The sequence below is a fragment of the Niallia sp. CD-39 genome, assembly GCF_059874745.1.
Window position 1 is genome coordinate 232,875 of sequence record NZ_JCBCPS010000001.1, and the last position, 24,412, is coordinate 257,286.

Sequence of the window (24,412 nt, forward strand, 5' to 3'; positions counted from 1 at the left end):
AAATTATAATGCAAGCTAAATACATTACCGTTCAATGGTTGAGGTCATTTATGGCTGCTTGTTGCAATTCTCAATAAAAATTAAAGGAGTTAGATCTATTGTGTATAATGTATATGTTTATATATACATTATACACAATATATACAATGATTCAACCAAAAACTATCTGAATAAAAGGAATTATAAATCATTCCCTTCAATTCATTTTTAAATGAAAAAAAACACAAGATGATTTTATTCACCTTGTGCATTTCATATCATTACTTTTAGTAAAACTCATCTCATAAAAATTACACTTATCTGCAACCTGATTTAAATTCTTATTCGTTACTTCAACCAGATGATTTACAATATCAGCACTCCCTGAGTTTTGTGCAAGTTGCAGTTCACTTACAATGCAGTTCTACTTAATTCAATTAAAATAAAGCATAGCTAACTTTTCAGCTGTTCTTGTTGCTAAAGCTTGAGTAGTCAATGTAGGATTGGGTCCTCCTATTCCGTTAAAATGGACGCTGTTGTCAGCTATGAAAAGCCTTTTCACTTGTATTGCTTCGCAATTTGTATCTACAACAAAACCCATTCGCATAGTGGATTCGATATGAGCAAATAAATTAGATGGCCAATCTGAACGGTGAATTTTCTTAGCTCCTGCTTTTCTTAAAATCTCAGTAGCAATGTTTGCTAATTGATTCCTTTTCTGCTTGTCTTTTTTACTCACTGAATATTTAACAACTGGAATTGGACCATGCTCATCTTTTAACAATGGATCTATGGTAACACCATTCTTTTTATTAGGCTGGTCATCAGTAAGGATCATAATACTTAATGTGTTTTGGTAATTGTACATCCAATCTTTTAGTTCTTTTCCTACAACTCGTCCCTGTTTATCCCATGGCCCTTTCATTAATGAAAACTTCTTTTCAAAATCATATCCACTTTCACTGAAACCAAAAGTTAAGGAAGAAAATAAGCCTGGGCTTACTCCAAAGGGTTGTATACATCCTAGTCCTGGGTAATCTAATCGTCCCCCTGATGTATGTCCAACAAATGGGTTAATATTTCTTTGCCCCAATATACCCATTAAATCCTTTTCATCAAAGACTCCTGTTACCCAATCCCAATAATGATGGGTTAATCCTTTTCCAACCCAGGAATTTCTCGGAAGATCCGAGTTCAACCATAGTCTAGGAGTTTCTATGCAACCAGCTGCCATGACAACAACTGAGGCGAATAATTCCCCAATCTCCCCTGACCATGTATTCCGAAACTGTACTCCAGAAGCCCTTATTCCCTCTTTAGGATGGCTCTCTGTTAAAACCTTGATAGAATATGTATTAGGTCTAATGTCAACATTATTTGTTTTTAATGCCAAAGGAACATAACTTACGTTTGTTGAACGCTTCGCTACTTTATCTACTGATGGTCCATGAGGACATCCATTCACACAATGCCCACAAAGTGTGCAACCTTCCATTTTCGATAATTTCTTTAAAGGTAAATTTTCATCCATTAATTTTGAGTTTGGTTGTAGAATTGCATTTGGATTAGGTCGATATCCTGGAGTACTTGGGTTCAATGTATTTAGCATTGACCAACCTGCTTTTTTTGCGCCATAATAAAACAATTCTTCCTTTGCAGTCGTCGGAGCAGCTCTAACTGGTAATATCTCTTCTACTTTTTCATAATATGGGATCAATTCCCGATAAGAAATTGGCCAGACTTCATCTACGGACGATGAATAAGCTCGTGGTGAGTTTGCCCAGTAATGTTGAGTTGTTCCACCAACACCAGATGCTTGCCAGACCATACCATTATTAGGAACATTCCTATGCCAAGCGTTACGCCGATGATCAGCAGGTCCCCATCGAAGACGACCGGAATCATAGGCATTCATGGTATGTTCATGTTTCGTAAATTGATGACGAAGAAGGTTTATATCTAAGTCGTCCACCTTATTACTTGAACTGGAACCAAGTTCTTTATTCGGATTATTCCATTTCTTATTTCCATACCAAGGACCTGCTTCTAGTATTATCACTTTTATTCCTAATTCTCCTAGTTCTTTTCCTATTACTGCTCCTCCACCACCAGCACCTATTATAATCACATCAGCATCTTTGCTCATAGCTACTTCTCCTGTTCTGAAAATTTCTCAAATAAAAAACCTCTATGTACTCGATAACCAAATGACGTTCCAGGATAATTAATTCCTTCCCAAACAAAGGGGTGTCTTTCTGAACATCTATCTTCGGGATAGGCTAATCGTGTTGAGCCAAAGGAAAACCAATCAGAATAGTATCCAAAGATCAACAGTTGGTGAAGAGTTGAAACCACGTTTTTAACCAAACCACCATTGTTCTTATAAGGAAGTGGAAGTTTGAGTAAATCAACTTGGAGATTTTCTAATAAACGTATGGCTTTAAATCTATTTTCAATGGATAGTGCTGTGAAAGCACCGCCATTTGGATTGGTAGAGAAATTAAGAGATAACTTCTCATTACTTCTAGCTACTAAATGATGTGCAGCGATATCTAGAATTATTGCGGTTTTACAAGATAAAGGTGTATCCTCTTTATTACTATCATCTTCGAATCCAACATAATGATCTAATGACCAAATAATATAGTCGTCTAAACGCAAATCTAATGCTCCCAAGGTGGAAGGGATTATCGCGTCTACAAAAGCCATAAAGGTTGCTCTTGTATGATTCATATTCACAATATTATTTCTGTAATTAAACTCGTTATGATTCGGTTCAATTTTTTTTTCATGGTTTGATAAACTTTTCATCAAATATTTTATTTGATTCATAAATTGATTGCCTACAGATTTATTAAATTGCGGTTCATCAGAACTATCCATAAAGTCTGTCCCCCATTTAAATAGTAAATATATTATGTCAATTTCTTCATACATTTAGACATTCAGTTTATATTTTTTATTTAAAAATATAATGAAATCAAAAGGAAGATGGGAAATATTAAAAGTAAGTTCTATAAGATGAGGAGGTAAAGTTATGAGAAATAAATCAATTTACTAACTCTTAGGATTAAGCGGATCGTTTATATTTTTGCGAGAAGCTACATTATAGGAATGAGTAATACTATTCATTGTAATTAATAGATCCTTAGGACAAGTAAGAGACAAAAAAGGAATAGACATACTTTTTCTTGTTCAAAAGTTATATAAAAATACGCATAATTTATTAAAGCTATAGCATTAATTTAGGTGAATGATAGATCTTGCATATAAAAAAGTGCTTCCTGCAAGAAAAGGAAGCATTAGTTACTTTAAGAATAGGTTACGTTACCCTAATTATTAATCAGTTTTAAAAGGAATGTTTGCTGTTAATCCTATATGTTATTAGGCGTTTGTTTCAAGATTTAAGAGCCTATTTTTGCAGCACCTTTAGATAAAAAAGTATCATCCATCATAGTATCCCTCCTTACTCTAATGATATAAAATATTCTGGATATAATCGTAACCTGTCTCTATGTTCCGACTGTAGTAGCCCATGATCCATGATTTCCCTTAAAATAAGATAGAAAATCTGTTCAAATATATCTGAATCATGGTAACGTCGCTCGTAGTTTTCCGAAGGTAGAAAAATGAGGAACTTCTGAATAGAATCCAAACCCTAAAAACCAACGATAAGCAAAATTAGTTTCAATTTCTTTTATTGTTTGACGCATGGATCGGATACCAAACACATATTGAATAAACGTCATTCTAAATAAAACAACTGGATCGATACTTGGTCGCCCAACATTAGAATAGAGGTGTTCCACTAAAGGATAAATGAAAGTAAAATAAATCGCAGCGTCCACTTTCCGAACTAAATGATCCTTAGGAACAAGTTCTTCTATCCTTAAAGCTTCTAAATGTTCACGTTCATTATTTTGATTTTTGGTCATCAAGTTTCTTCACCTCAAAATTAACTATAAATTCGATGGATTAGAGCGAAAGGCGATGACTCCTGCGGGAAAGCGTGGCAGGTGAGACTGAAGCGTCGCGATAGCGACGATGCGGCTCACGCCATGCCCGCGGAAAGCATTCGCCTTAAGCGATAATCAACAACCTTCCTTCAATGTTAAACAAAAAAGACCGTAGGCAAAACTAAATTTAATAGTTTGTCTACAGTCTGAAGCTGCCTTATAAGGCAGCTTTTCTTGAACATATTTAATCTTGAAGAGCTTTTTGTAATGATTCTGTTAATGTTTCTACAAAAGACTGACGAGTTTCAGTAGATAAATCTAATAAGGAAAGATAAGGATTTAAATCTTCCAATTCGACTAATAATAGTTCCCCTTGTTCATCCCGACAAGCATCCACTCGTTGTATTCCCCAATTAAGATTATTCCATTCAATAAATCGTTTAGCAAAAGCTAGATCCTTTTCCGTAGGAACATACTCTTTCAATGCCCATCTTTTCACTTTATCTGGTGCATACAGAGCATATTGAAATTCTTTGTCAATAAAATAGAATGAGACTTCATATTCAAAATTGATAAATGGCTGTACCAATGTATTTTTTAAGTTTAAGTTCACTTTTTCACTCAGTTCATCTTTTGTCACAAATTCCATTCCTATAGAGTCTGCTCCATCTTTTGGTTTTACGATATACGTTTCTACACTAGGAAGCTTATCTAGGGAATCGAGCGTATCAATGGATGGAATCACAGGAAAATGAGCATTTGTTAGTTGGATTAAATATTCTTTTCCGTTCATATCGGCCTTACCGTCGAACGAATTATATGTGTTTAAGTGTTTAGAAGCAACTCGGCTGCGAAATGCTTCATATTTGTCTTTGAAATTTGCGACTGGACCTGCATTTCGGAAAACAATTAAATCAGCATGATCTTCAAATGCTTCCAAATCACCAGGATGACAAATAACTAGATGAAAGGCATCTCTAAGTTTTGATGTTAGAAATAAATCCTCTTCATAATAGTTTCTTCCCTTTGCTTCATAATATAAATCTGTTACAAATAGTAGTGTCTTCATTATGCCTACACCTGCTTTTCTTTAGATTTTTGTTTATATAAAAACAAAAAATCCCGTCTCAGTAAGAGACGAGATTATAACTCGCGGTACCACTCTTGTTTAATAAAATACTTGAAAGAATTTTATTAATCTTTACAAACGTACAATCATACGTTGCCCCTTGTAACGGAGGAAACCGATAAAGCTTACTATAACATTGGGCTTTATTTCTCAGAGAGGATCTTCGGTTATAATCTGAACACTAGTTTTCAGCAAAACACCAGCTCTCTTTGGAACAGATACTATAACGTACTCTTTCTCTTCATAGAATATTATATAAAGTAATGAATTTTTTTAATTATATAGTAGACAGAAACTAAATTCAATAAAAGTAGTATATGGTAGAAACTTTTTTTGCTTCAACTATTCCCACTCTAAGTAAAGCCGCGTTCTATGGCAAGTGAGCTTGAATAAAAGCACCTTTAGAGAATTTGATTACTCTTTTTATTGAATTGGACTTTAAATTTGTTTCAATATTTTTGCTGGGTTTCCAGCCACTATTGTGTTAGCAGGAACATCTTTTGTAACGACAGAGCCAGCAGCAACTATTGAATGATCACCTATAGTGACTCCAGCTAAGATTACACAGCTTCCACCAATCCATACATCGTCACCAAGTGTAATTGGTATTCCATATCCACTCTTATTCCTATCTTTAGGGTCGATTGAATGACCAGCAGTATATATTCCCACATTAGGTCCAATCATACAATTGTGCCCAATTCTAACCTCTGCCATATCTAATATAGTAAAGTTATATCCAGCATAGAAGTTATCACCAACGTGAATATTGTAACCTAAGTCACAATGAAAATTGTGTTCAATACTAGGACTAGCACCTACACTTCCAAACAACTCCTTAATAATTTCCTCTCTCTTTGTTTCTTCTTCAATCTTGCTATTATTAAAATCATGTATAAGTTTATGAGCACGTATATTTTTCATTTTTAATTCTTTTGTGCCACGTTGATAATAGACTTTCTTTTTCTCACTCATTGATCATTTCTCCTCCTTTTATCTGCTTGCATTTAACTGATATCTTACAAGTACTGTCATTTCATTTCAATAATTTCAATATTAGAAATTATATTCGCATTTAAAATATCCTTGTTACTCTTTTGGACTTCTCATTCTTGTATGGATTATTTAACAGTATAAGTGTAAGAGACTAAATTAAGATAAAAGATTGCTTTTAGAAAGCAGTCCAATTGCAATCGTTTTAAAGTAAGGTCTAACAGGCATTCTTCTTTTCTTTATCTTTTTTATCATCTCAACTAATATTCTAATTTCATCTTTAGACTGTAGTTCTAGGATATAATCGATTAATTCATTACTACTAATTGTTCTCATTCCATAAACTGTGGGAATCTTAAAGTTCTTCTCTTTAATTAAATTATATGTAATATAGTTTTTATCTAATTCATAAAGCGATAACGTATTCATCTTCCCCTTATTTTCACCACCCATCTTAAATATATAACTTTAAAAGCAATTAAATAGATTGAAAGCCCAATAAATATGGTTCTAACAGATTAAGAGTTTCAAGCATAGTCCACGGGTATCTTTCGACGCTCGAAAGCAAAAATAATCATCAAAGCTGCCATGATTGTACATATTTGATACATAATAGAATATGAGAATAGGTCTGCCAGCGGACCCATGATTACGCCTCCTAGTGATACCCCAAGGTCAGCCATAGCAATAAATAAGCCTAGAAGGACATTGCGATTAAATGTTGGTAAAACAAAAGTTAAGTATGTCATTAATGTCGGATAGAGTAGTGCCTGAGCCGTTCCCATTAAGATAGCACCTATGTAGAAAAAGACTACACCACCCATAACAGATAAGCTTACGAACATGGAACCGAGAGCTAAAAGCAGCATTGTACCCATTATAAAACCGGAATGCCATTTTCCATCAGATGGAATGCTTTTTCTTAAAGTAAACCTGCAAACGACCACCGTTATTGCCATAAGACCCAAATAAATTCCGGCATTGGCATTTTCAATTTGGTCTGTATAAAGGGGAATAAATATAGTAGCTGCTCCAAACACAATTGAACCAATTAGCATTAGGGTACTACATTTGAACAAGTGAGGATTTTTATATAGCTCACTAATAGAAGCAAAAGTATTTAAGGTCGATTCTTTTTCATTTGAGGAATAAGAAGTTTCTTTTTTATGGATTTTAGCACTATAACCAAAAATACCAGTAGAAACAGCAATAGCTATCATAACAAATGAAAAATACTCCATTCCTCCCTGCCAGATACCTAATGCAAGCAGAGGTCCAATGATTCCCGGTATGTATGAAAACAAAGAATATAACGAAATACCTTGTGATCGATCTTCTTCAGGTAATGCATCAATAATTCCTATTTGAAGTGCCATTGAAAAGAATGCTGTTGAGACACCTTGGAGAATTCTTGCTACAAGATATCCTCCTAAATCGATTAATGTATACAAAAACAATGCGCAACCATTAAGAATAAGAATAATTCGTAATACTTTAATCGGTCCAAACTTTTGAATTATCTGACCTGCCCATGGTCTAAAACACATGGTTGTGAATAAATAAGCACCCATGATTAGACCAATTGTTGTATTTGAAGCACCCAAGGCACCTCCTTGCAAAGGAATGATGACATTAAGAATTGAATTTGCGAAAAAATAAAGAAGTACAAGTAGATATAAACGTATAAATGGCCATGACATAGCTCCACTCAAGATTAGCTCTCCTCCAAACATACTTATGAAATTTCATTTTTTTATCAAAATTAATGAAAAACGTAATTATTACGATTTAGCAATAGATTTTAGCACAATTCATTATTTTGTCAATCCTTATTATCAAAATAGTTAATTATATTTTATGTTACCTTTATAAATTAAAAATGTCTCTTTTAGAAATATACTCCTTTCTACTACTAAAAACTTTGTTTAAAATTGTTTCTTATATTTAGTTTTCGTGTTGTTCTATTTGTCTATTTACCACTATTCGTCTTTCTTCTCCCATACATTGGGATTCTATCTGGAGACTATGTATTTAAGTACTTTCATCTAATCAAACCAACCTTTTAAGAAGTTTATGTTCCTCTTTTTGGATAAAACAAGGCTCATTTTTCAGCTGCTGAAATATTTTATACACATAGAAGAAGTATTTGTACACTTTGATAGGCTACTATAATAAAATATGCTTTACACTACCATCAAAATTTTCAGTTCTTTTTTAGCTAGAATCATTTTGAGAGGACGTAAGAATCAATCATAAAAGTTGTTATATTTTTAATATAGAATTTCTTATTCTTGGCGGCTTTGGCAAATAGAATGTCGTTACACGCTAATTACAGAATGCTACTATATACGTAAAATGAAATAACTACCCCGTTAACAGAAGTGTAATGTGTTGATAGATAAAGAGGTGTAAAATGAATGTCTGTAAATACCCGTGTTAGAATACCGGATGGACTATGGAATGGACTAAAAAAACTTGGAATTAATGCCATCGAGTTGTGTCGGAAAGCAAAAATGCCGCTCACTGTTATAACTGAGTCGGTTGTCACTGTTGAAGAATATTATGCATTATGGCAAGCATATTCAGATATTATAGGTGACTCGGCTGCTGGAATGCTACAACTACCAAAGGTATTTGAGACAACACAGTATCCCCCTTCTGTACTTGCTGCTTATCATGCCCGTGATTATCGGGATGCTCTTGAAAGAATGGCTCGTTACAAAGAAATGTGTCCTCCTGAAAAATTGCGTATTGTGGAGAAAGGCACTAGTTGTGTTATTGAATTAGAGTGGTTTGATAAGAGTCATACTGGACCACCACTACTTGTTGGGACGACGCTTGCGTTTCTATTGGAACTAGGTAGACGTGGCACCGGCTATTCTATAAAAGCGAGATCAGTAGAATTTACACATTCATTTAGCAGGATACAGGAGCTTGAAGTCTATTTTGGATGCCCTATTAACATTGGTGCAAAGCGTAATAGTCTGACACTGCAAAAAGATGACCTCTCTCGTCCTTTTACTTCTTACAACGCTGAGTTACTGGAGATATTAACACCAGTATTGGAGCAAACATTTGAGGAGCAGCGTCAGAGTCACTCTATAACGGAGATAGTGAAGTGGATAGTGAGACGTAATTTAACAGGAGAACGACTCGATATTCAAAATATAGCACGTGAGCTTGGCATGAGCGAGCGCACCTTACAGCGCCGGCTTTCCGAAGAAAAGACCAGCTTTAAACTACTTTTAAAGGAAACACGTCATGAACAGGCAAGGCTGTTCTTAGCTAATCCAGATTTAGACATTAAAGAAGTGGCTTTTCTTGTAGGATATAAAGACCAGAGCTCGTTTTATCGAGCCTTCCGCAGTTGGGAAGGCGAGACTCCTTTAAATTGGCGTGCTTCAGCATGCACTTATAAATGAACAGCATTAATAACCTATAAAAAGGAGATTTGAATCTTGGAATTATTAAACAAAACCGCTTTAGTAACAGGCTCAACAAAAGGAATAGGTAAAGCAATAGCAAAAGAATTGGCTATGGAAGGAGCTAATATTCTCATAAATGGGCGTAATTATGATGAGGTAGAACGAATTGTACAGGAAATCAAATCAGAATATCCGCTAACTTCTCCTCAAAATGCTGCTGCCGATATTGTTGATGTTCAACAAAGAGAAGAATTATTTAATAAATTTCCCAATGTAGATATTTTAATTAACAATATGGGAATTTACGAAATCATGCAATACGAGGATGTTACGGATGATATTTGGCGAAAATATTTTGAAACGAACGTATTAGCTGCAAATGGGTTATGTAAACATTATCTGCCAAAAATGCTAGACAATAATGACGGCCGTATTATCTTTATTGCGAGTGAAGAAGCAGTAATGCCTTCTGGACAGATGCCTCAGTATTGTATGACAAAATCAATGCTTCTATCATTGGCCAAAAGTTTGTCTATACGAACAAAAGGAACCGAAGTCACTGTAAATACGATAATGCCTGGACCAACACTTTCTGAAAATGTCCAGAATATCATTGAGGGTATATACAAAAATGAAACCACTAGCTTTGCAGAGAAAGAAAAACAATTCATGATTAATAATCTTCCACAATCTGAAATACAGCGATTTATCAGACCGATTGAAATAGGAAGACTAGCAGCATTCTTATGCAGTCCCTATTCATCTTCATTTAGAGGTTCTCCTATTCGTATGGATGGAGGAATGGTCCCGACGATTTTTTAATAGAAAAGCCTGTCAGATGAACAAACTTTGGATAGGTTACTAGTACATCTGTTTAATAAGATCTAACTCGCTTGCTGCACGTACTTTAATATAAACTTCCGAATTTAACCTAGGCTATCAAAGTTCTAAAAGTTAAATTCGGAGTTTTTTCTTTTACTTTCCTTAAATAATGCCTATAAAGTATTGTAATGGAGAATATCTTTTGATGTATTTTCTACTCATATTTAGAAGTATCTTTTACAGTTTTATAGTATATAAATACCCTTCTTCTACTAAGCTTCTAATACTTTTAAAAGAGTTTTTACACCACAAAATAATAAATGAACCCCCAATCGAAATGATTGAGAGCTGAGCTTTTTCTGATATATTGTCTTAATTAGCCATAGATCCTTTCAACCAAGCACGAGGACGGTATGCACCAACCGGGATTTGAATCAAACTCGTTTTCCCTTCTGTATCGAGTTTATAGAGCTGATCACATAAGCTGGCAGCAAATCCAAGTAGTGGATGACCACCAAGCCCTAAGGCGCACGACAGTAAAAGTATTCGTTGAGTTAGAATCCCTGCCTCCATCTGTTGAATACGATACCCCCGATAACCTAATTCCTTTTTGTAATGAGTTTTATCTCCTACAACATGAAAGCATAGGGGAACTTGATACAAATTTACATTAGGTAAAATTAATCCTGATTGCAATAATGGCCGGTGATCCCCCTCCGTTATACTTCTAAGCGCATGAGCATTATTGTCATAAGAGTAAGCGCCATTTGGAACTCCCTCCACATTATAAAAGGTTCCATATAAAGTAGCACGAGCTGCTACATTGCCATCTATGTCATCAAGGTCATGATGATAGGAAAATGAACAGATTTCTTTTAACAAGGTTGCTAGTGTTGTATGACTCACTTTTTCCATGATAAAGTCGGTTTCAGGAGAATGCCGCTTTCTACAAATTGAAGAGAAATCATATGAAAAGTCCTTTGTACTTTGCAAAGTTATCTCCGTACCTTGCATGAAATTCTCATGATGATTCTTTAGCTTAGTGAATGATTGTGTTGATTCAAACATGGCTGCTTCGTTAATTCTTCTCAGGATGGGGAATTCAATGGTTCTTGAAAGGTTATGAGGAACATCATTTAATAACGGTACTTCTTGGCAAATTTCAGTGTCAAAAACGATCTCTTCACTTAATTGGTTAATAGGTTCAGTTGATAAGGGAATAACTGCGTACACACTTTCATCTTCCTCGCTCAGCCCTAGCAAGTGATTCATTGCCCGATCAAGAAATTGGTAGCAAATTTTCGAAGTATAATCAAATTCATTGGCAACTTCTAACAATTGCCCAATGAGCACCCCAGTATCAAGTCCCTGTAACCTGTAGGAAAAATGATTGTACTTATAGAAATTTTTCCAAAAGTATGTCGAGATAAAAACAGTGCAAAAACAGCTCTTGATTTCTGTTCCTGAACTTCGAGATACATAAGTGTCATAGTTCCCTTCTCGCAACAAAACAAGTCGGTGATGTGCAGCATCGTAATGGTAGATTCCTAACGGGACATCTTCAAGCTTTAAATACATGTACAATTCATTCGGATACAGTGCTCCACCTGAGGGGACAAATCTCCGTAATGAATGAGTTTCCTGTGGAAATTGAGCATATCCAGATATCCCGTATACATACCATAAAAAATGGCCGAGCTCCTTTAATGTGGGATTAACACTAAGATTTAGCACTAAGGGGACTTCAGCATCGAATGGAATTTCTTCTAACCCACGGTACAATTTATAAGGAAGTGGTGCTTCAGCCCAATTGACCTGCCAATCTTGTGGAGCAAGTTTCTCAGTGTCAAAGTGTAGATTGTGTAAAAATGTATCTAGCTCCAATATCTTTCGTCCCCCTATTCTTCCATCATGGAAAAGGATGTGGATGTGGATTAAGTTGTTCAGGTGTTAATGGTTTCTCCCTAAACCCTAGCTGCTCCGGTACATTAAGTACTCTATCAAGCCCTTTTACTCTCGTTAGATGATGTCCAAATGTCATCGGCAGCATTCCAGGAATGATCACTTTTACACAGTACAACCCGTTCTCTTTAATAATCGGTGTTGTTTGATCAACAACGATGACTTCAAGGTTACAATGGCGGAATGTTTTCAGAATTTCCTGAAGGTCATCTTTCAGATCTGTATGTGCTGGTGGTTTCTTGAACGCCTCTTCAAAACTCTGTAACGAATGCTTATTATTCAGTAAGAATTCTAAGTATTCTTCTGCTTCTGGCAAACCATACAGCATGCCATGATCCTCCATTGTTCGCACTTTATACGGATCTTCTAGCATTTCTTCGTATTTCTTGCGGTTTTCTGCTAATTTCTGATCATGAACAAACATCATTCCTGCTAGTTCATAAATCGCACTTTTGACTGCTCTCACGGGATCAGGATTAGCACCAGCTGCACAAATGAGGTTTACCCCTGTACTTTTTCTATTTTTGGCTACTGCCCATACACTTGGTATCTCAAGTTCCATCGTTGAATTGTAGAATAGCAGATCATATCCTGCAACCTCACGAACACGATTGACCATCAGTTGCAATTCTTTATCGTCAGCAGAACCTAGATCAAGACGAGGTAGTGAAAGTTTAGCGTACCAAGTTAGTAAGAATGAATCACGTTCAACTACTTCCATAATACCGTGAAAAATAGCCTCCTCTAAGCTGCCCCCTATTGCACATCCATTAGAGGTCTCATAAACAAAACCTTCCCCACAGCCTAAACTGTAATAGGCAAGCAATTCTGGTACAAGAATCGGTCGTTCCTGTAAAAACGAATAGCCCCATACCCAATCCATTGGTTTATTAGGCTGAAATGGTTTAAATGGAAAGTGAGACTTCTCATATTGTTCTGTTTCATGTAAACCAACAGCTACAGGGTTTAGCGCTTGATCCTTAACATTATTATAACTATTACGAACCACTCTTCGCTTTCCTCGTGGCTCAATCCCACAATATCGTTCTAAACCTTCTAAAATGGCTGTTAACTCACTCATTTCATAAGAATTGGATCTTCCTGCTACTCCCTCATCTGCGCCAAAAAGTGGCATGTTCATAAAAACATCTGCAAATGGTAACGTCCAATCTTGCATCTTTCCATTTAAAACACCAGTTCGGTGATCATAATAATCTCTGGCAAGTACGGATTGTAACTCATCAATTGAGCGGCTGCGATAGCCAGCATCTTGTACTTTTGGACTTGATGCCAGGTTGATATGTGCTAAATCAGGAGCATCATCAGGGATTGTACTGCAAAGAGGGCACATTGGATCAAAAGAAAAACGATGCGATGAGTTCATCAACGTTTTAAGATTCAAAATGAACAGTTTATTATCTAAGCTACTAGGCTCTCCTTGTAAAATATGGTGTACTTCGTTACACAGTATAATTGCCAATTGCAATAGACCTGTTCGCGAAGCCCATGCATCACGAGGTTGACTTTCTCCTGTTAATTTGTGCTGAAGTCCTATCATTTCTTTCGAATCTGAACCTGCTATAATGCGCCTTATATCAGCACATCGTGAACATCCTCGTTTTCCTGGTTGCACGAATGGTCCAATGATACCTTCTCCGAATGAAACAAATGCGCGAATCCATGAAATATTTGTGTCTCTGAATCTTTCTTCTGCTTTTTGATGAATCTGGATATCCGATGCATCATGCAATACTATAGCTATTTTTGTTTCTTCTGGGACTACTTCTAACATACTTTGCCTTGCTACTCGGTAGTTAGTGGACAATTGTTCGTAGACAAAATCAGCTATAATACCATGTCCGTAGATTACAATCATTAACGTACCTCCTCACGTATCTGTACGCCAAATACTCCTGCCAATTCCTTTTTCAAAAAAGATTCGAACGAAAGATCATAAACAACTATGTTTTTGTTCTGTCGATTTAAGTTTTGAATAGAGATTTGTAACTGCTCCATTTTAGTTTGTTTCTCACAAGATGGAATTTCGAGTTTTCCTATTTCAGATAAATAAGAGACTGGCTCTGTTCTCTTCTCCGTGAAAGCCCCCTCATTTTGAATTTCGAAAAGTGCTTTCTGCAACGCACCTCGTAAAGCTAAAGTTGTATTTAAACCAATGCCTAAGTACTGGCATCCCAGAGACTCTACACATATGACAGGAAAACCTATAATTTCTTTTGCCAGGCTGATCGTAGGTTCACCATGTAACGTAGTAAGAGATTGTAAATAAAACCTGCAATGAGGGTCATCAATTGCCTTCAAATGTAAAGGAAACATCATATTTTGCTCTGAAAACTGGTTGTTCTTCAATTCCTCTTCTAAGTAGGCTTGTAACCCGCGACAGATAGCTTCTTCGATTGTTTCCCCTGCTCCAATGCCTATAAATCCTTCAACTTTGCCTTTCATCATTTGTGAAACATACATGTCAATACCAGTCAGCCCAGCTTCTCTTCTTGCCTCTTCATGGGTTAAACCTGAACATAACACCCTTTCTAAGAGGTTCGTTGGTCCGTCAGACAGCGGATTTACCGCTTGAACATAGCATTGTGAAAGCGGGAGCTGCTTTGAATTTCTTTCCTCCCATAAATGGAAAATTCCTGTTTCTTCTGCTGTTAATAAACTAAAATATTCTAGAAGTTTGTTCGCATTCTTTTGATTAGCCTGGTCTTGCTGGAGTGCGATATCAAGATCTTCTACAAGTCTAGGTAAGTGTGTTGTATTTTCGACTAATGGATGTAAATAGTATGATATCCAGTCGCCAGTCAGTGTTTCAAGATCAAGTAGATAAAATCTGTTGTTCTCTTCTGTTCGTACCGTTGTGGTTATCTTTTTAAAAAGTTCAAATACAATAATGTTCGCGAGCATTGCTCCTGCTGTTGACGAATAGGACTGATGCTCTTGCTCTTGTTTTAATGTGCATTGATGAATTCGACGCCAAGCAGATTCCCAACACCCCTCTAATTCTGGATCAACCAGAGGTCCTGCAAGTCCTTTATGGCTTAAATATATTGCAGGGAGAAACGCCTTCTTTTCTTCTTTACAGATTTGATTTAAATACTTAAGTTCGTTTACATCTCCATTTTGAGACACATATAAGATCCAGTCATATGGTTGCACGGCTTCTCGCCAAAATTCCTTCCCCTTCCTTAAAGGAATTTCCTTCACTTCCACTTCAGAATCTTCTATTTTCGTGTGATTCACTAATTCCTCAATACGTAGACCATTTGTATGGACTGAATCTGTCACTGTTATGTGGAATTTCGGAAGTCCAGAATGGAGTAATGACTCAATCAGTGAAACAAACAACGGACCTGAACCAATCGCGAGGACTTTAGCTTGACGATATTTTTGGAATCGGTATGCACCAGAATCAACAAAGTTCTCAATAAATTCTATTTGTGATGCAAATTTTTTTAAAACGTTTGATTGCAATTGATGGGGCTGATCTCGGCTTGTATCTCGAACATAGCCATTCACGTACAAAGCTTCACCAATTTCATAAACCCTTTTTCGATAAGGAGCTGTTAATCCTGTAGTCAGTTCTTCTAACGTGTACTCCCCATTAAACATCGGAATTAATTTTTCGATCCATTGGTATATGGTGTCTCCTTCCATCAAAAATGAACTTGCATTATTTCTAAAATACACACCACCATGTGGGTCAGGTAAAAAAAATGTATCGTTTTTTACTTTGAGACGTGAAGATGGGTGCAAACTTTCCATATAGTCCCTCCTTCAATCTAGTTGTTTTATATTTTTTCCTTATAATTTATGTACTTGTATTTGTCCATTATGAATAACGATAAAGAAGTGTCCCCGTATTTAGGGACACCTGTCTTAGACATTGCACGGTTAAATAAAAAAGCCAAAACAGCTAAAACCAAAACAACCAAAGCAGCCACCACAACGGAAACCGCCACAGCCTCCACAGCGAAAGCCACCACAACCACCGCAACGACCACAACCGCCGCAGCCACCACAACGGCGCATATCGTTAAACTCAACTGGATATGGTGCTTGGTATTGTATCGGAGTTAAATCACCCACTTGATATTGACCCATTCCAAGAGATTGAAGTTCATTTTGAAAATTATTCATTTTTTCCTCCCCTTTATATTTAGGCTTAGTACTAAGAAAGAGAGTTTGATATCATCAAGCTCTACAAGTTCTCTCTAGAACAAATTATGATTCATTTAGGTTATTGTTACTGATGAAAGAGCCTAATTGGAAAAGAACGTCAAATATCTTTATGAACAACGGATTTCTTTTTTCATACTTTATAGAAAAATAGAAGAAGGTGGTTTCGATTTATTTAGATTTCTTATCCAAGTTTGGTGTAGGTGGGGCTCATCCTGGTGGATTTGAATTAACAAAGAAAATCCTAACGACTGAAAAATTAAAAGAGCATTCTCGTGTTTTAGATGTAGGCTGTGGCACTGGTCAAACAGCTGCGTACTTAGCATACCAATACGGAGCAACCGTAACAGGAATTGATATAAATCCTATCATGGTGGAAAAAGCTAAAAAAAGAATGAGTAATAATCACTTGCCAGTCAAAATTATTCAATGTTCAATTGAGGAAATTCCCCTAAAAGATGAACAATTTGATTTAATTTTGTGCGAATCAGTCCTTAGTTTTGTAAATAAGCCTAAAGCACTCAAAGAAGTTTTTCGCTTATTAAAAAATGGTGGTCGATTTATTTTAAATGAATTTACCTCGAACATGCCTCTTCCTCCAATTGTTGAGGAAGAAGTTAAACATTTTTATGGGATTAGTTCAATACTAACAGAGAAGGATTGGATGCTATTAATTGAACAAGCTGGTTTTAATAGCATTAATATGAGTGGACAAAAACAATCCATGCTTCAATACAATCCAAATGCTGATTTTAACTATTCTGAGCATATTGAACCTGAGCTTTTCACCATTATGTATGAGCATTTTAATCTATTAAAGAAATATGAAGGTGTATTGGGTTATCGAGTATTTTTTTGTACAAAGTAGATTTCAAAATCACTTGAAGTAACACTGATGTATATAGCTAAAACATATATCTTATATTTGCTATCCAGGAGCGAGCAGGTCAGTCCTATTTCTTAATAAAAAAAATCATTTCATTAAAAAAATGAAATGATTTTTTTAGCAAACAGCAAGTACTATTATTAATGATTGTTTTCGAATGGCCGCTTAATTGCGTCACCAATATTGCTACCTGCTTTTTTAATATCCTTCATAATTCCATTCACATCTGATCTAACTTCACCATAGGTGCGACCGTCTCTGAGATTATTATCAATATTTTCGATGCGTTTAAATACTTCATCTTGAGTGGATACGTGGACATTTTTCCCTGTTGCCATTGGTTGTACAACTTCTTTCACTTCTTGCTCTATTTGCCCTTTGTTATTGTCTCTTGTGTCAATACCTACTAAGACTTCATTACGGTCAATAATTACGTGAGCATCGTTTACATTGTTGATATCATTAACCTTTTTAGTTATTTTTTGAACTAGTTCACCGTCATAATCATTATGATAATTAATATTTGTATAGTTCAGATTATCGTTATTTAAATTTTGGTCACTATCTCTTTGATTGTAATTATCGCTTATTGGCCTTGTATTATTATTAGGCTCCATTGCACCATTGTTGTATCCACATCCAACTAAACTTGTTACCAGAACTACACTTGATAAACAAAGAGTAAGACTTGATTTTAATTTCATTAATATCCCTCCTAATACTAGTATGACGATTAGGAGGGATATTATTTAGGGAAATAATGTTAGCGCGATTATTTGGCTTACAGGGTATCATAATACCATTAGAATCAGGATTAGAATGAATTCAAACTATAAGTTAAAACTTGATTATTCATTAATAAATAACTCGTTGACATACTACTTGTTAATAATTTAAGCCTTAAATTCCTTGTTTTCTAATGAAATCACATGATTTGCGGAAGAAGCTGCAACCGTTTTAGTATTCGAAACCAATTCTCTAATGTTTTTAAAACTTTGTTGTGCTCCTTTTATAAGTAAAGGAACACCGATTGTATCTATCCCAATTCCTCTGGAAAAGAATCCACCTAGTGTCATGGCTAAAGGAACTACTGGTGACGTATTCGAATAAACAACTTTCTCATCTGTTCGTTTAAACAAGTGTGTAAGGTTTATCATTGTCTTGACAGTAACTTTAGCTGATCCTCTTCCAACCGTATAAACAAAGTTTCCATCATTATCAGTTCCATGAAAGAAAAAATTTCCCGAATCTTTTTTCTTTAAGTTATTGAAATATGGGATTGTAAGTATTTCATGTTTACTTAAGTTTTTTTTTGATTCATCTATCAATCCAAGATGATATGCAGCTGCTAGAGCAGTTGAATGTGTCCCAGCATAGTCGTGATAAATAAAAATCATTGATTAGTCACCTGTATTTTTAAGTGTCATTTTTTGTATCCGTTATTATCTCCATTAAACTGATATATATTCTGATAAAGAGATTATTATAGAGTAAATGTGGATTAAAAAATGTTATTCTAGGCATAACATCAATGCTCTTGCCTGTTTGTTCATACGAATATGATTAACAGTTCCCTTCGATGGGAGTAAAGTATCCGTGAATAGTATTCTTTATCCACAACTTCAACTTAGTTAAGAAAGACAATAAATACAGTTTGCCACAACAAATATCTCATTGTAACTTCTCAGTCACGTTACATCAAATATTGGAATACCATAACAGGAAGACTAATGAGTTGAAATATCTATATACGGCTACTGCCCAGACACTGCATCATCGGTTTTTGCTAATACCACGAATCCATTATTTTAGAGTAAATATTGATTTACTTCCCTTTATTCTCCTTGAAATTACATCAAGTTACCCATCTCCCCATATCAATCAACAATTCTTACTTAATAGAAAATGCAATTCTAATGAAACACACAAAGAGAGAGAAAATAGTTGGAGGATGAATTGATATGAACGATTCTGAAGAAGTATTAGTTAATGTCCTTTTATTATTAGATATTTTTGTTATTATCCAAGTAGAAGAGAGTCCAATTCAAGGTCTTATATTATTAGGTCTAATGAAAGCAGTAAATGTTGAGCCTATAATACGAACACTTTTTCTACTACTAATCATTACATTGAGCGAAGTGTTATAACAAAGCTATTATAATAGGAAAGAAAAATATTTATATAGCTACACCCTATATCTAACCTATTATTTCATCCGAATGGTTTGCTCAAAATGAGAAAAGAGCTTCATTATTTATGAAAGCTCTTATCTAATTTATACATATTTTATGAATCAGTGGTTGATTCTAAGGGTCACGTTTAGCTAGTGCTATTTAGATTTTTTATTATGCTTCGATCATTTCAAATCAAAAAAGTAACTTTATATTAGAATAGAATTCAAATAGGAAATAGCAGCCGAATCCAAATAATAAGATTCCTGCAACTATTGAAGTCCACTTTATCATTTTTCGATTCATTATCTTCCTAGTAAATGAAACAATCGTTAAAAGGCCAATATCATGTATTAGGATGCCAGTAAGAATACCCATTGCTATAATAATAAAGCTAGTAGATTCACTGCCTGCATATGAATCTGCTAAAACTGTACCAAAAACCGAAATCCAAAATACTAGGTTTCCTGGAGAAACAGCAACAAGTAAGCCGTTTCTATATGTTTTAAAAAGGGATTTATTTACTTTTTCACCAGCTATACTTATGTCCTTATCGGCATTTTTGATAGAATCATAGGCTAGGATAAATAAAAAGACTGCTCCTATAATCCATAATGGAATCTGTATATAGGAAATTGATAATACTTTAGCTAACCCGAAATAAAGTGCAATTATTAGGAGCACATCAATCGTCATACCCCCAAGCCCTACAGCCCACCCGTGCATAAAACCATTTTTCAACCCTTGCTTCGTCATTTCAACCGTAATAGCTCCTACTGGCATGGCAATAGCGAGCCCCACCATTATATAGGCAAAATATAAACTCAAACTAAACACTTCTTTCAATACATGAGATTGCTTCTTTCGTCCGTTTATATGAATTATTATACATTAAAACTAATAAAAATAGAATATAAACTTTATAAATGATAGGATCAACTTCATATTCGAATACTCTTTTCTACAGAGTTAGTTCTAGCATGGTCATTATTTTAACAAAATTGATGAATCCGAGAAAACAGGTACACAACATTGACTTTTAAAAAAACTTGGTGTATTTCTAGAACCGATCCCTATTAATTTTTGAATTTCATTACGTATATTATTGTGTGCAAGAAGCTTTCTTAACTGATGAAAAGATGTTGAAAAAACTAGTGCAATCGGTGGCAGCTGTTTTAGATAAATTTCTTAAACGTGTTATAAGTATTTATATCATTTCCTTATCTAATTGTTATAATAAAAAAGAAACGAATAGGAAGTGGATATAATGAAACAAGCCCTAATTGTGATAGATATGCAAGAAATATTCTTTAATACTCCGCAAAACTATTTATTTAATAAAGAACAATTAGTGGATAACATTAATAAGCTACTCGACCAGGCTCACCATAAGAATATACAAGTTATCTTTGTACAACATACAGATTCAAACGAAGATGACCAACTTTTTGAGGGAAAAGAAGATTGGAAGTTGCACAAACATTTAGAAATAAGCTCAGATGATAAAATAATTCAGAAAACCAAATGGGATTCGTTCTATCAAACTGAACTATTAGATTACTTAAAGGTTAATCATATTGAGCAACTTATATTTGCAGGCGCTCAAACAGAGTTTTGTCTAGATACAACAATCAGAGCCGCTTATAGTTTAGGATATCAAAATAATATTCTATTTAAAGGTACCCAAAGCACCATAGATGGCACATTTTTAAAAGCTGGTGATATAATTAAGCACCATGAATCCTTATGGAATAAAAGATTTTTAAAAGTCATTGATGGTGAACTAAAGTTGTAAAGAACTAATTCCCTATGAATTGCCGATAACTTCACTACAAAAATCGATTTTTTTCATCCGTTCACCTATTCTACTATGATTCTTATGTGTCTATCCACAACACTACCATCTATTTTTTTCTTTAAACATAATAAAGGTCGATTCATGGAATCGACCTTTATTACACTAATACACTAACTAATTTCTCTTTCCGTTCTAGTTTATATTTAATAACTCAATGATTGTTACTGTTCGTTGTTTTCTTCATGTTCATCAATAATATTATTCAATTGCTCATCTAAATGCTCTCTAGCTTCACGTTCTTCAATTTCAAGACCTTCTGGCAATACATCTTCAAGTTGGAAAAATGCTTCATCAAAATCTATATTATGCTCAAATTCGATTACATCTAGCGTTATACTGAAAGGATTTTGCTCGTCTTTATTTTCCATTCTAATTACTTCATATGTTTTTTGATCAAACCAAAAATGACGTACTTCGTCTTCACCACTAAAGCTGATATGATACGTCAAATACCCATTAACTTCTTCTTCTCCTTTTAGGGCAAACTCGTACTCATCCATATATTGCTTAAACTGATTATTCATTGGGTTTATTTCAGATGGATCTCCTTCTACATCAAACATTTCAACACGATAAGCAATATCTTCTCCTTCAGTGTATTGAAGACTATATTCACTATCACCAGCTGTATATTCAGTCGGTTGACCTTCTACTACACGCTCTGTCCTTGTACTAATTAACCCATCTTCATGAATATAAATATATTCAATAATTTCCTCTTCCTGAGCAACACCCTCTTCTTCCACTGGTATATTTTCATCTACACTTGCATCGATACCCAAGGTCATTACATTATGCCTAAATGCACTTTGTAACTGAGATTCAGTTTCCATCGCAGTTTCAATAATCTCTTCAGCTGTTATATTATCAATTTCTAATTCAGCGCTCTCTCTAATTTCTTCCGCCTCTTCACTACCCTTAGTGTTTTCGTTATTTTCAGCGCAAGCTACTAAAACTGCACTAATACTTGAAATTAGGAGTAATCCAATAAACTTATTCATTGATTTCTCTCCTTTTATATGTATTTCTCTTATTTGTATGATTTACCCTAATTTATTGCTAATTTAACATTTGTTGTTCATTCCATCATCCACTTTACTTGCTTTCTTAAAATAAAGAGAGTTATATTCCCTTTTTACCAACATTCTCCTTACTTTCTTAAACATTCAACAGTGGATAAACTCTCGCATACGTCGTTGTTTGGCATCAAGGTCCCTTCTATGAACCGTGTGCTCTATTCGGTTCTTCACTTGGCCGAGCGCTAAATCTGACATGCGTTTTCAAGACACTATGGAGGATTATAAGTCCTCTAAAAAAATGCAGACAAAGTCAGAAATCGACTTTGTCTACAATCTCAATAAACCCTAAAAATAGGGTTCATCGAATTATTTATTTACTTTTATTCTTCCATTGTTGCAATACATTTAGGTTCTTCTTGTTTATTATTAACTTTACGGCTTTAACTTGATTTATTCCAACTCTCTTGATTCAGTACCCCATTAATTGCAGTTGCCGTTACAGCTCCAGATGCAGCAGCAACAATAGACTGATGCATGAGTGAAGACGCGTCACCCGCTGCATAAACTCCTGGAATACTCGTTTTTCCAAATTCGTCGACTTCAATTACTCCTGTATCCAAAATTCGGCAACCTATTGACTGCGGCAAATCCGAGCCTTGAACGAGTTCTGATTTGAAGAAAATTCCCTCACACTGAATTTTTGTTCCATCCTCAAGGACTACGTGTTTAACCATTCCTTCACTAGAAATAATAGAAGAAATCGGTGCATCGAAAAGTTGAATTTCATGTTCTCTTAATTCATTGCGTTCTTCTTCTTTCAATTCATCTGGCCCATTGGTGCAAATGACAAACTGCTTCGTCCACCCAAATAACAACGGAGCAAAATGCATGAGCGGGGCTCCCTTACTTATGACAACTAAGGGTTTATCCCTTAATTCCCAACCATCACAATACGGACAAACAAAAGCGCTCTTTCCATAGACTTCGGCCAAGCCCGATATTCCAAGTTCACGATCTTTCATCCCTATTGCAAACAAGATCTTTTTGCTATATACACTGACTCCTGAAGCCATTTCGAGCATAAAATCTCCATCCTTACCGGTGATTGACACAACTGTATCTTTTATTAATGAAACCGACGGATAGGTTTGAAGCTGCTCCTCCGCAATCCGACGGAGCTCTCTAGGGTTTATCCGATCTCTCGTCAAAAATCCATGAGCCTCTCGCGTCACTGCATTACGAGGACATACCTCATCAATGATCATCGTTTGCTTCCTTGCACGTCCTAGCATTAGTCCTGCACTCAACCCAGCAGGACCCCCTCCTATAATGACAACATCCATTCTATTCATATAATCAGCCTCCTAAATTTCATAATCGTTATTATATTCTTTAAAGATTTTGTAAATAAGCTTAATTTGTAAACAAGAATATAGAAAGTAAATCTATGTATATGACAAAAAAGATGCAATTACTATTTACTCATTTCAACATACTTACACGACCTGCTTCAGTCACTATCTCCTCATCCCGTTGATCATAAAGGTTTTGGAAGGTTCATCTTCGGAGGAATATACCCAAGTTGTCTTGACGCTTTTAAGATTTGTCCTCTATGATGAAATTCGTGGGTAATTGAGTGAGTAAAGAGCCATAATTCTGTTAACTCTATGCTGTCACTTTGCCAAGATTCTTTTATCGTTGAATCTCCCTTTTTATCTTTAAATACATGTAAAAATTCATCTAGTATAGCATCTACCCTTTTAAACACCTCCCGCATATCCCCAACATTTTCTACTGATTGTGGTCTAACTTTTGGAATTGATTTCTCAAGACCGCGTTTTCCCAACCATACAAAATAACATTCGGCTACATGCAGATGTAAATTGCGGATAGATACTGCCCCGAAGCTTTCAATTTCTTCTACATAATCCTCAGGCGAGATTGTTTCGCAATGACAAAATAATGTTTCTCTTGACCGACGAACTAATTCATACTGCTTCTCGTATAAATTCATCTCT

21 protein-coding genes, 1 pseudogene and 1 other annotated feature are annotated in these 24,412 nt (G+C 35.2%); of the genes and pseudogenes, 5 read left to right on the forward strand and 17 right to left on the reverse strand.

What is annotated here, in order from left to right:
* Window positions 1–412: 412 nt before the first annotated feature.
* The 7 genes and pseudogenes from AC6F34_RS01190 to cntE all read right to left on the reverse strand — a co-directional run bounded on the left by AC6F34_RS01190 (window position 413) and on the right by cntE (window position 7,769).
* A complete protein-coding gene (locus AC6F34_RS01190) occupies window positions 413–2,125 on the reverse strand; it encodes a GMC family oxidoreductase N-terminal domain-containing protein (protein WP_500768135.1) in 1,713 nt (570 codons plus the stop codon).
* Between the two features lie 2 nt (window positions 2,126–2,127).
* A complete protein-coding gene (locus tag AC6F34_RS01195) occupies window positions 2,128–2,862 on the reverse strand; it encodes a gluconate 2-dehydrogenase subunit 3 family protein (RefSeq protein WP_500768137.1) in 735 nt (244 codons plus the stop codon).
* Window positions 2,863–3,496: 634 nt separating this feature from the next.
* Window positions 3,497–3,914, reverse strand: a pseudogene (locus AC6F34_RS01200) (transposase); the annotation flags it as partial.
* Between the two features lie 265 nt (window positions 3,915–4,179).
* On the reverse strand, window positions 4,180–5,004 hold the full coding sequence (locus AC6F34_RS01205; RefSeq protein ID WP_500768139.1) for an ATP-grasp domain-containing protein: 825 nt from the start codon (window positions 5,002–5,004) through the stop codon (window positions 4,180–4,182).
* 61 nt (window positions 5,005–5,065) lie between these two features.
* Window positions 5,066–5,318: a binding site (T-box leader), on the reverse strand.
* 184 nt (window positions 5,319–5,502) lie between these two features.
* Window positions 5,503–6,039 (reverse strand): sugar O-acetyltransferase, encoded by a 537-nt coding sequence (locus AC6F34_RS01210; protein ID WP_500768141.1) that lies wholly within the window; start codon window positions 6,037–6,039, stop codon window positions 5,503–5,505.
* A gap of 177 nt (window positions 6,040–6,216) precedes the next feature.
* Window positions 6,217–6,486, reverse strand: a complete 270-nt coding sequence (locus tag AC6F34_RS01215; protein WP_500768143.1) for a hypothetical protein — start codon at window positions 6,484–6,486, stop codon at window positions 6,217–6,219.
* 98 nt (window positions 6,487–6,584) lie between these two features.
* The gene (gene cntE, locus AC6F34_RS01220) at window positions 6,585–7,769 is read right to left on the reverse strand and encodes a staphylopine family metallophore export MFS transporter CntE (RefSeq protein WP_500768145.1); all 1,185 of its coding nucleotides are present in this window, start codon (window positions 7,767–7,769) and stop codon (window positions 6,585–6,587) included.
* Window positions 7,770–8,474: 705 nt separating this feature from the next.
* Between cntE and AC6F34_RS01225 the strand changes: the two genes are divergently transcribed.
* A complete protein-coding gene (locus tag AC6F34_RS01225) occupies window positions 8,475–9,479 on the forward strand; it encodes a helix-turn-helix transcriptional regulator (protein WP_500768147.1) in 1,005 nt (334 codons plus the stop codon).
* Window positions 9,480–9,515: 36 nt separating this feature from the next.
* Window positions 9,516–10,304, forward strand: coding sequence for an SDR family NAD(P)-dependent oxidoreductase (locus tag AC6F34_RS01230; RefSeq protein WP_500768149.1), 789 nt, complete (start codon window positions 9,516–9,518; stop codon window positions 10,302–10,304).
* A gap of 372 nt (window positions 10,305–10,676) precedes the next feature.
* Here the strand turns inward: AC6F34_RS01230 and AC6F34_RS01235 are convergent, their stop codons facing one another.
* The 4 genes from AC6F34_RS01235 to AC6F34_RS01250 form a co-directional block, all read right to left on the reverse strand.
* Window positions 10,677–12,188: a SagB family peptide dehydrogenase gene (locus AC6F34_RS01235; RefSeq protein WP_500768151.1), complete on the reverse strand. Its 1,512-nt coding sequence runs from the start codon at window positions 12,186–12,188 to the stop codon at window positions 10,677–10,679.
* Between the two features lie 25 nt (window positions 12,189–12,213).
* Window positions 12,214–14,142, reverse strand: a complete 1,929-nt coding sequence (locus AC6F34_RS01240; RefSeq protein WP_500768153.1) for a TOMM precursor leader peptide-binding protein — start codon at window positions 14,140–14,142, stop codon at window positions 12,214–12,216.
* Entirely contained in the window at window positions 14,142–16,046 is a 1,905-nt protein-coding gene (locus AC6F34_RS01245) for a putative thiazole-containing bacteriocin maturation protein (RefSeq protein ID WP_500768155.1), read from the reverse strand. The genes AC6F34_RS01240 and AC6F34_RS01245 overlap by 1 nt, the downstream gene beginning before the upstream one ends.
* 129 nt (window positions 16,047–16,175) lie before the next feature.
* Window positions 16,176–16,421, reverse strand: coding sequence for a heterocycloanthracin/sonorensin family bacteriocin (locus AC6F34_RS01250; RefSeq protein ID WP_500768157.1), 246 nt, complete (start codon window positions 16,419–16,421; stop codon window positions 16,176–16,178).
* Between the two features lie 199 nt (window positions 16,422–16,620).
* Here AC6F34_RS01250 and AC6F34_RS01255 point away from each other — a divergent pair, with 199 nt between their 5' ends.
* A complete protein-coding gene (locus AC6F34_RS01255; protein WP_500768159.1) occupies window positions 16,621–17,328 on the forward strand; it encodes a class I SAM-dependent methyltransferase in 708 nt (235 codons plus the stop codon).
* Between the two features lie 158 nt (window positions 17,329–17,486).
* On the opposite strand, the gene AC6F34_RS01260 is transcribed toward AC6F34_RS01255, so the two are convergent.
* Both AC6F34_RS01260 and AC6F34_RS01265 read right to left on the reverse strand, forming a co-directional pair.
* Window positions 17,487–18,050: a YhcN/YlaJ family sporulation lipoprotein gene (locus tag AC6F34_RS01260; protein ID WP_500768161.1), complete on the reverse strand. Its 564-nt coding sequence runs from the start codon at window positions 18,048–18,050 to the stop codon at window positions 17,487–17,489.
* Between the two features lie 189 nt (window positions 18,051–18,239).
* A complete protein-coding gene (locus AC6F34_RS01265; RefSeq protein WP_500768163.1) occupies window positions 18,240–18,743 on the reverse strand; it encodes a DUF3189 family protein in 504 nt (167 codons plus the stop codon).
* A 564-nt stretch (window positions 18,744–19,307) separates the two neighbouring features.
* Between AC6F34_RS01265 and AC6F34_RS01270 the strand changes: the two genes are divergently transcribed.
* Window positions 19,308–19,493, forward strand: a complete 186-nt coding sequence (locus AC6F34_RS01270; RefSeq protein ID WP_500768165.1) for a hypothetical protein — start codon at window positions 19,308–19,310, stop codon at window positions 19,491–19,493.
* A gap of 219 nt (window positions 19,494–19,712) precedes the next feature.
* On the opposite strand, the gene AC6F34_RS01275 is transcribed toward AC6F34_RS01270, so the two are convergent.
* Window positions 19,713–20,345 carry a LysE family transporter gene (locus AC6F34_RS01275; RefSeq protein WP_500768167.1) on the reverse strand — a complete coding sequence of 211 codons (633 nt, stop codon included), beginning with the start codon at window positions 20,343–20,345 and terminating at the stop codon, window positions 19,713–19,715.
* Between the two features lie 439 nt (window positions 20,346–20,784).
* On the opposite strand from AC6F34_RS01275, the gene AC6F34_RS01280 reads away from it, so the two are divergent.
* Window positions 20,785–21,312: an isochorismatase family protein gene (locus tag AC6F34_RS01280; RefSeq protein ID WP_500768169.1), complete on the forward strand. Its 528-nt coding sequence runs from the start codon at window positions 20,785–20,787 to the stop codon at window positions 21,310–21,312.
* 224 nt (window positions 21,313–21,536) lie between these two features.
* On the opposite strand, the gene AC6F34_RS01285 is transcribed toward AC6F34_RS01280, so the two are convergent.
* The 3 genes from AC6F34_RS01285 to AC6F34_RS01295 all read right to left on the reverse strand — a co-directional run bounded on the left by AC6F34_RS01285 (window position 21,537) and on the right by AC6F34_RS01295 (window position 24,408).
* Window positions 21,537–22,376 carry a hypothetical protein gene (locus AC6F34_RS01285; protein WP_500768171.1) on the reverse strand — a complete coding sequence of 280 codons (840 nt, stop codon included), beginning with the start codon at window positions 22,374–22,376 and terminating at the stop codon, window positions 21,537–21,539.
* A 458-nt stretch (window positions 22,377–22,834) separates the two neighbouring features.
* Window positions 22,835–23,746 (reverse strand): NAD(P)/FAD-dependent oxidoreductase, encoded by a 912-nt coding sequence (locus tag AC6F34_RS01290; RefSeq protein WP_500768173.1) that lies wholly within the window; start codon window positions 23,744–23,746, stop codon window positions 22,835–22,837.
* Between the two features lie 185 nt (window positions 23,747–23,931).
* Window positions 23,932–24,408, reverse strand: coding sequence for a DinB family protein (locus tag AC6F34_RS01295; protein WP_500768175.1), 477 nt, complete (start codon window positions 24,406–24,408; stop codon window positions 23,932–23,934).
* Between the last annotated feature and the right edge of the window lie 4 nt (window positions 24,409–24,412).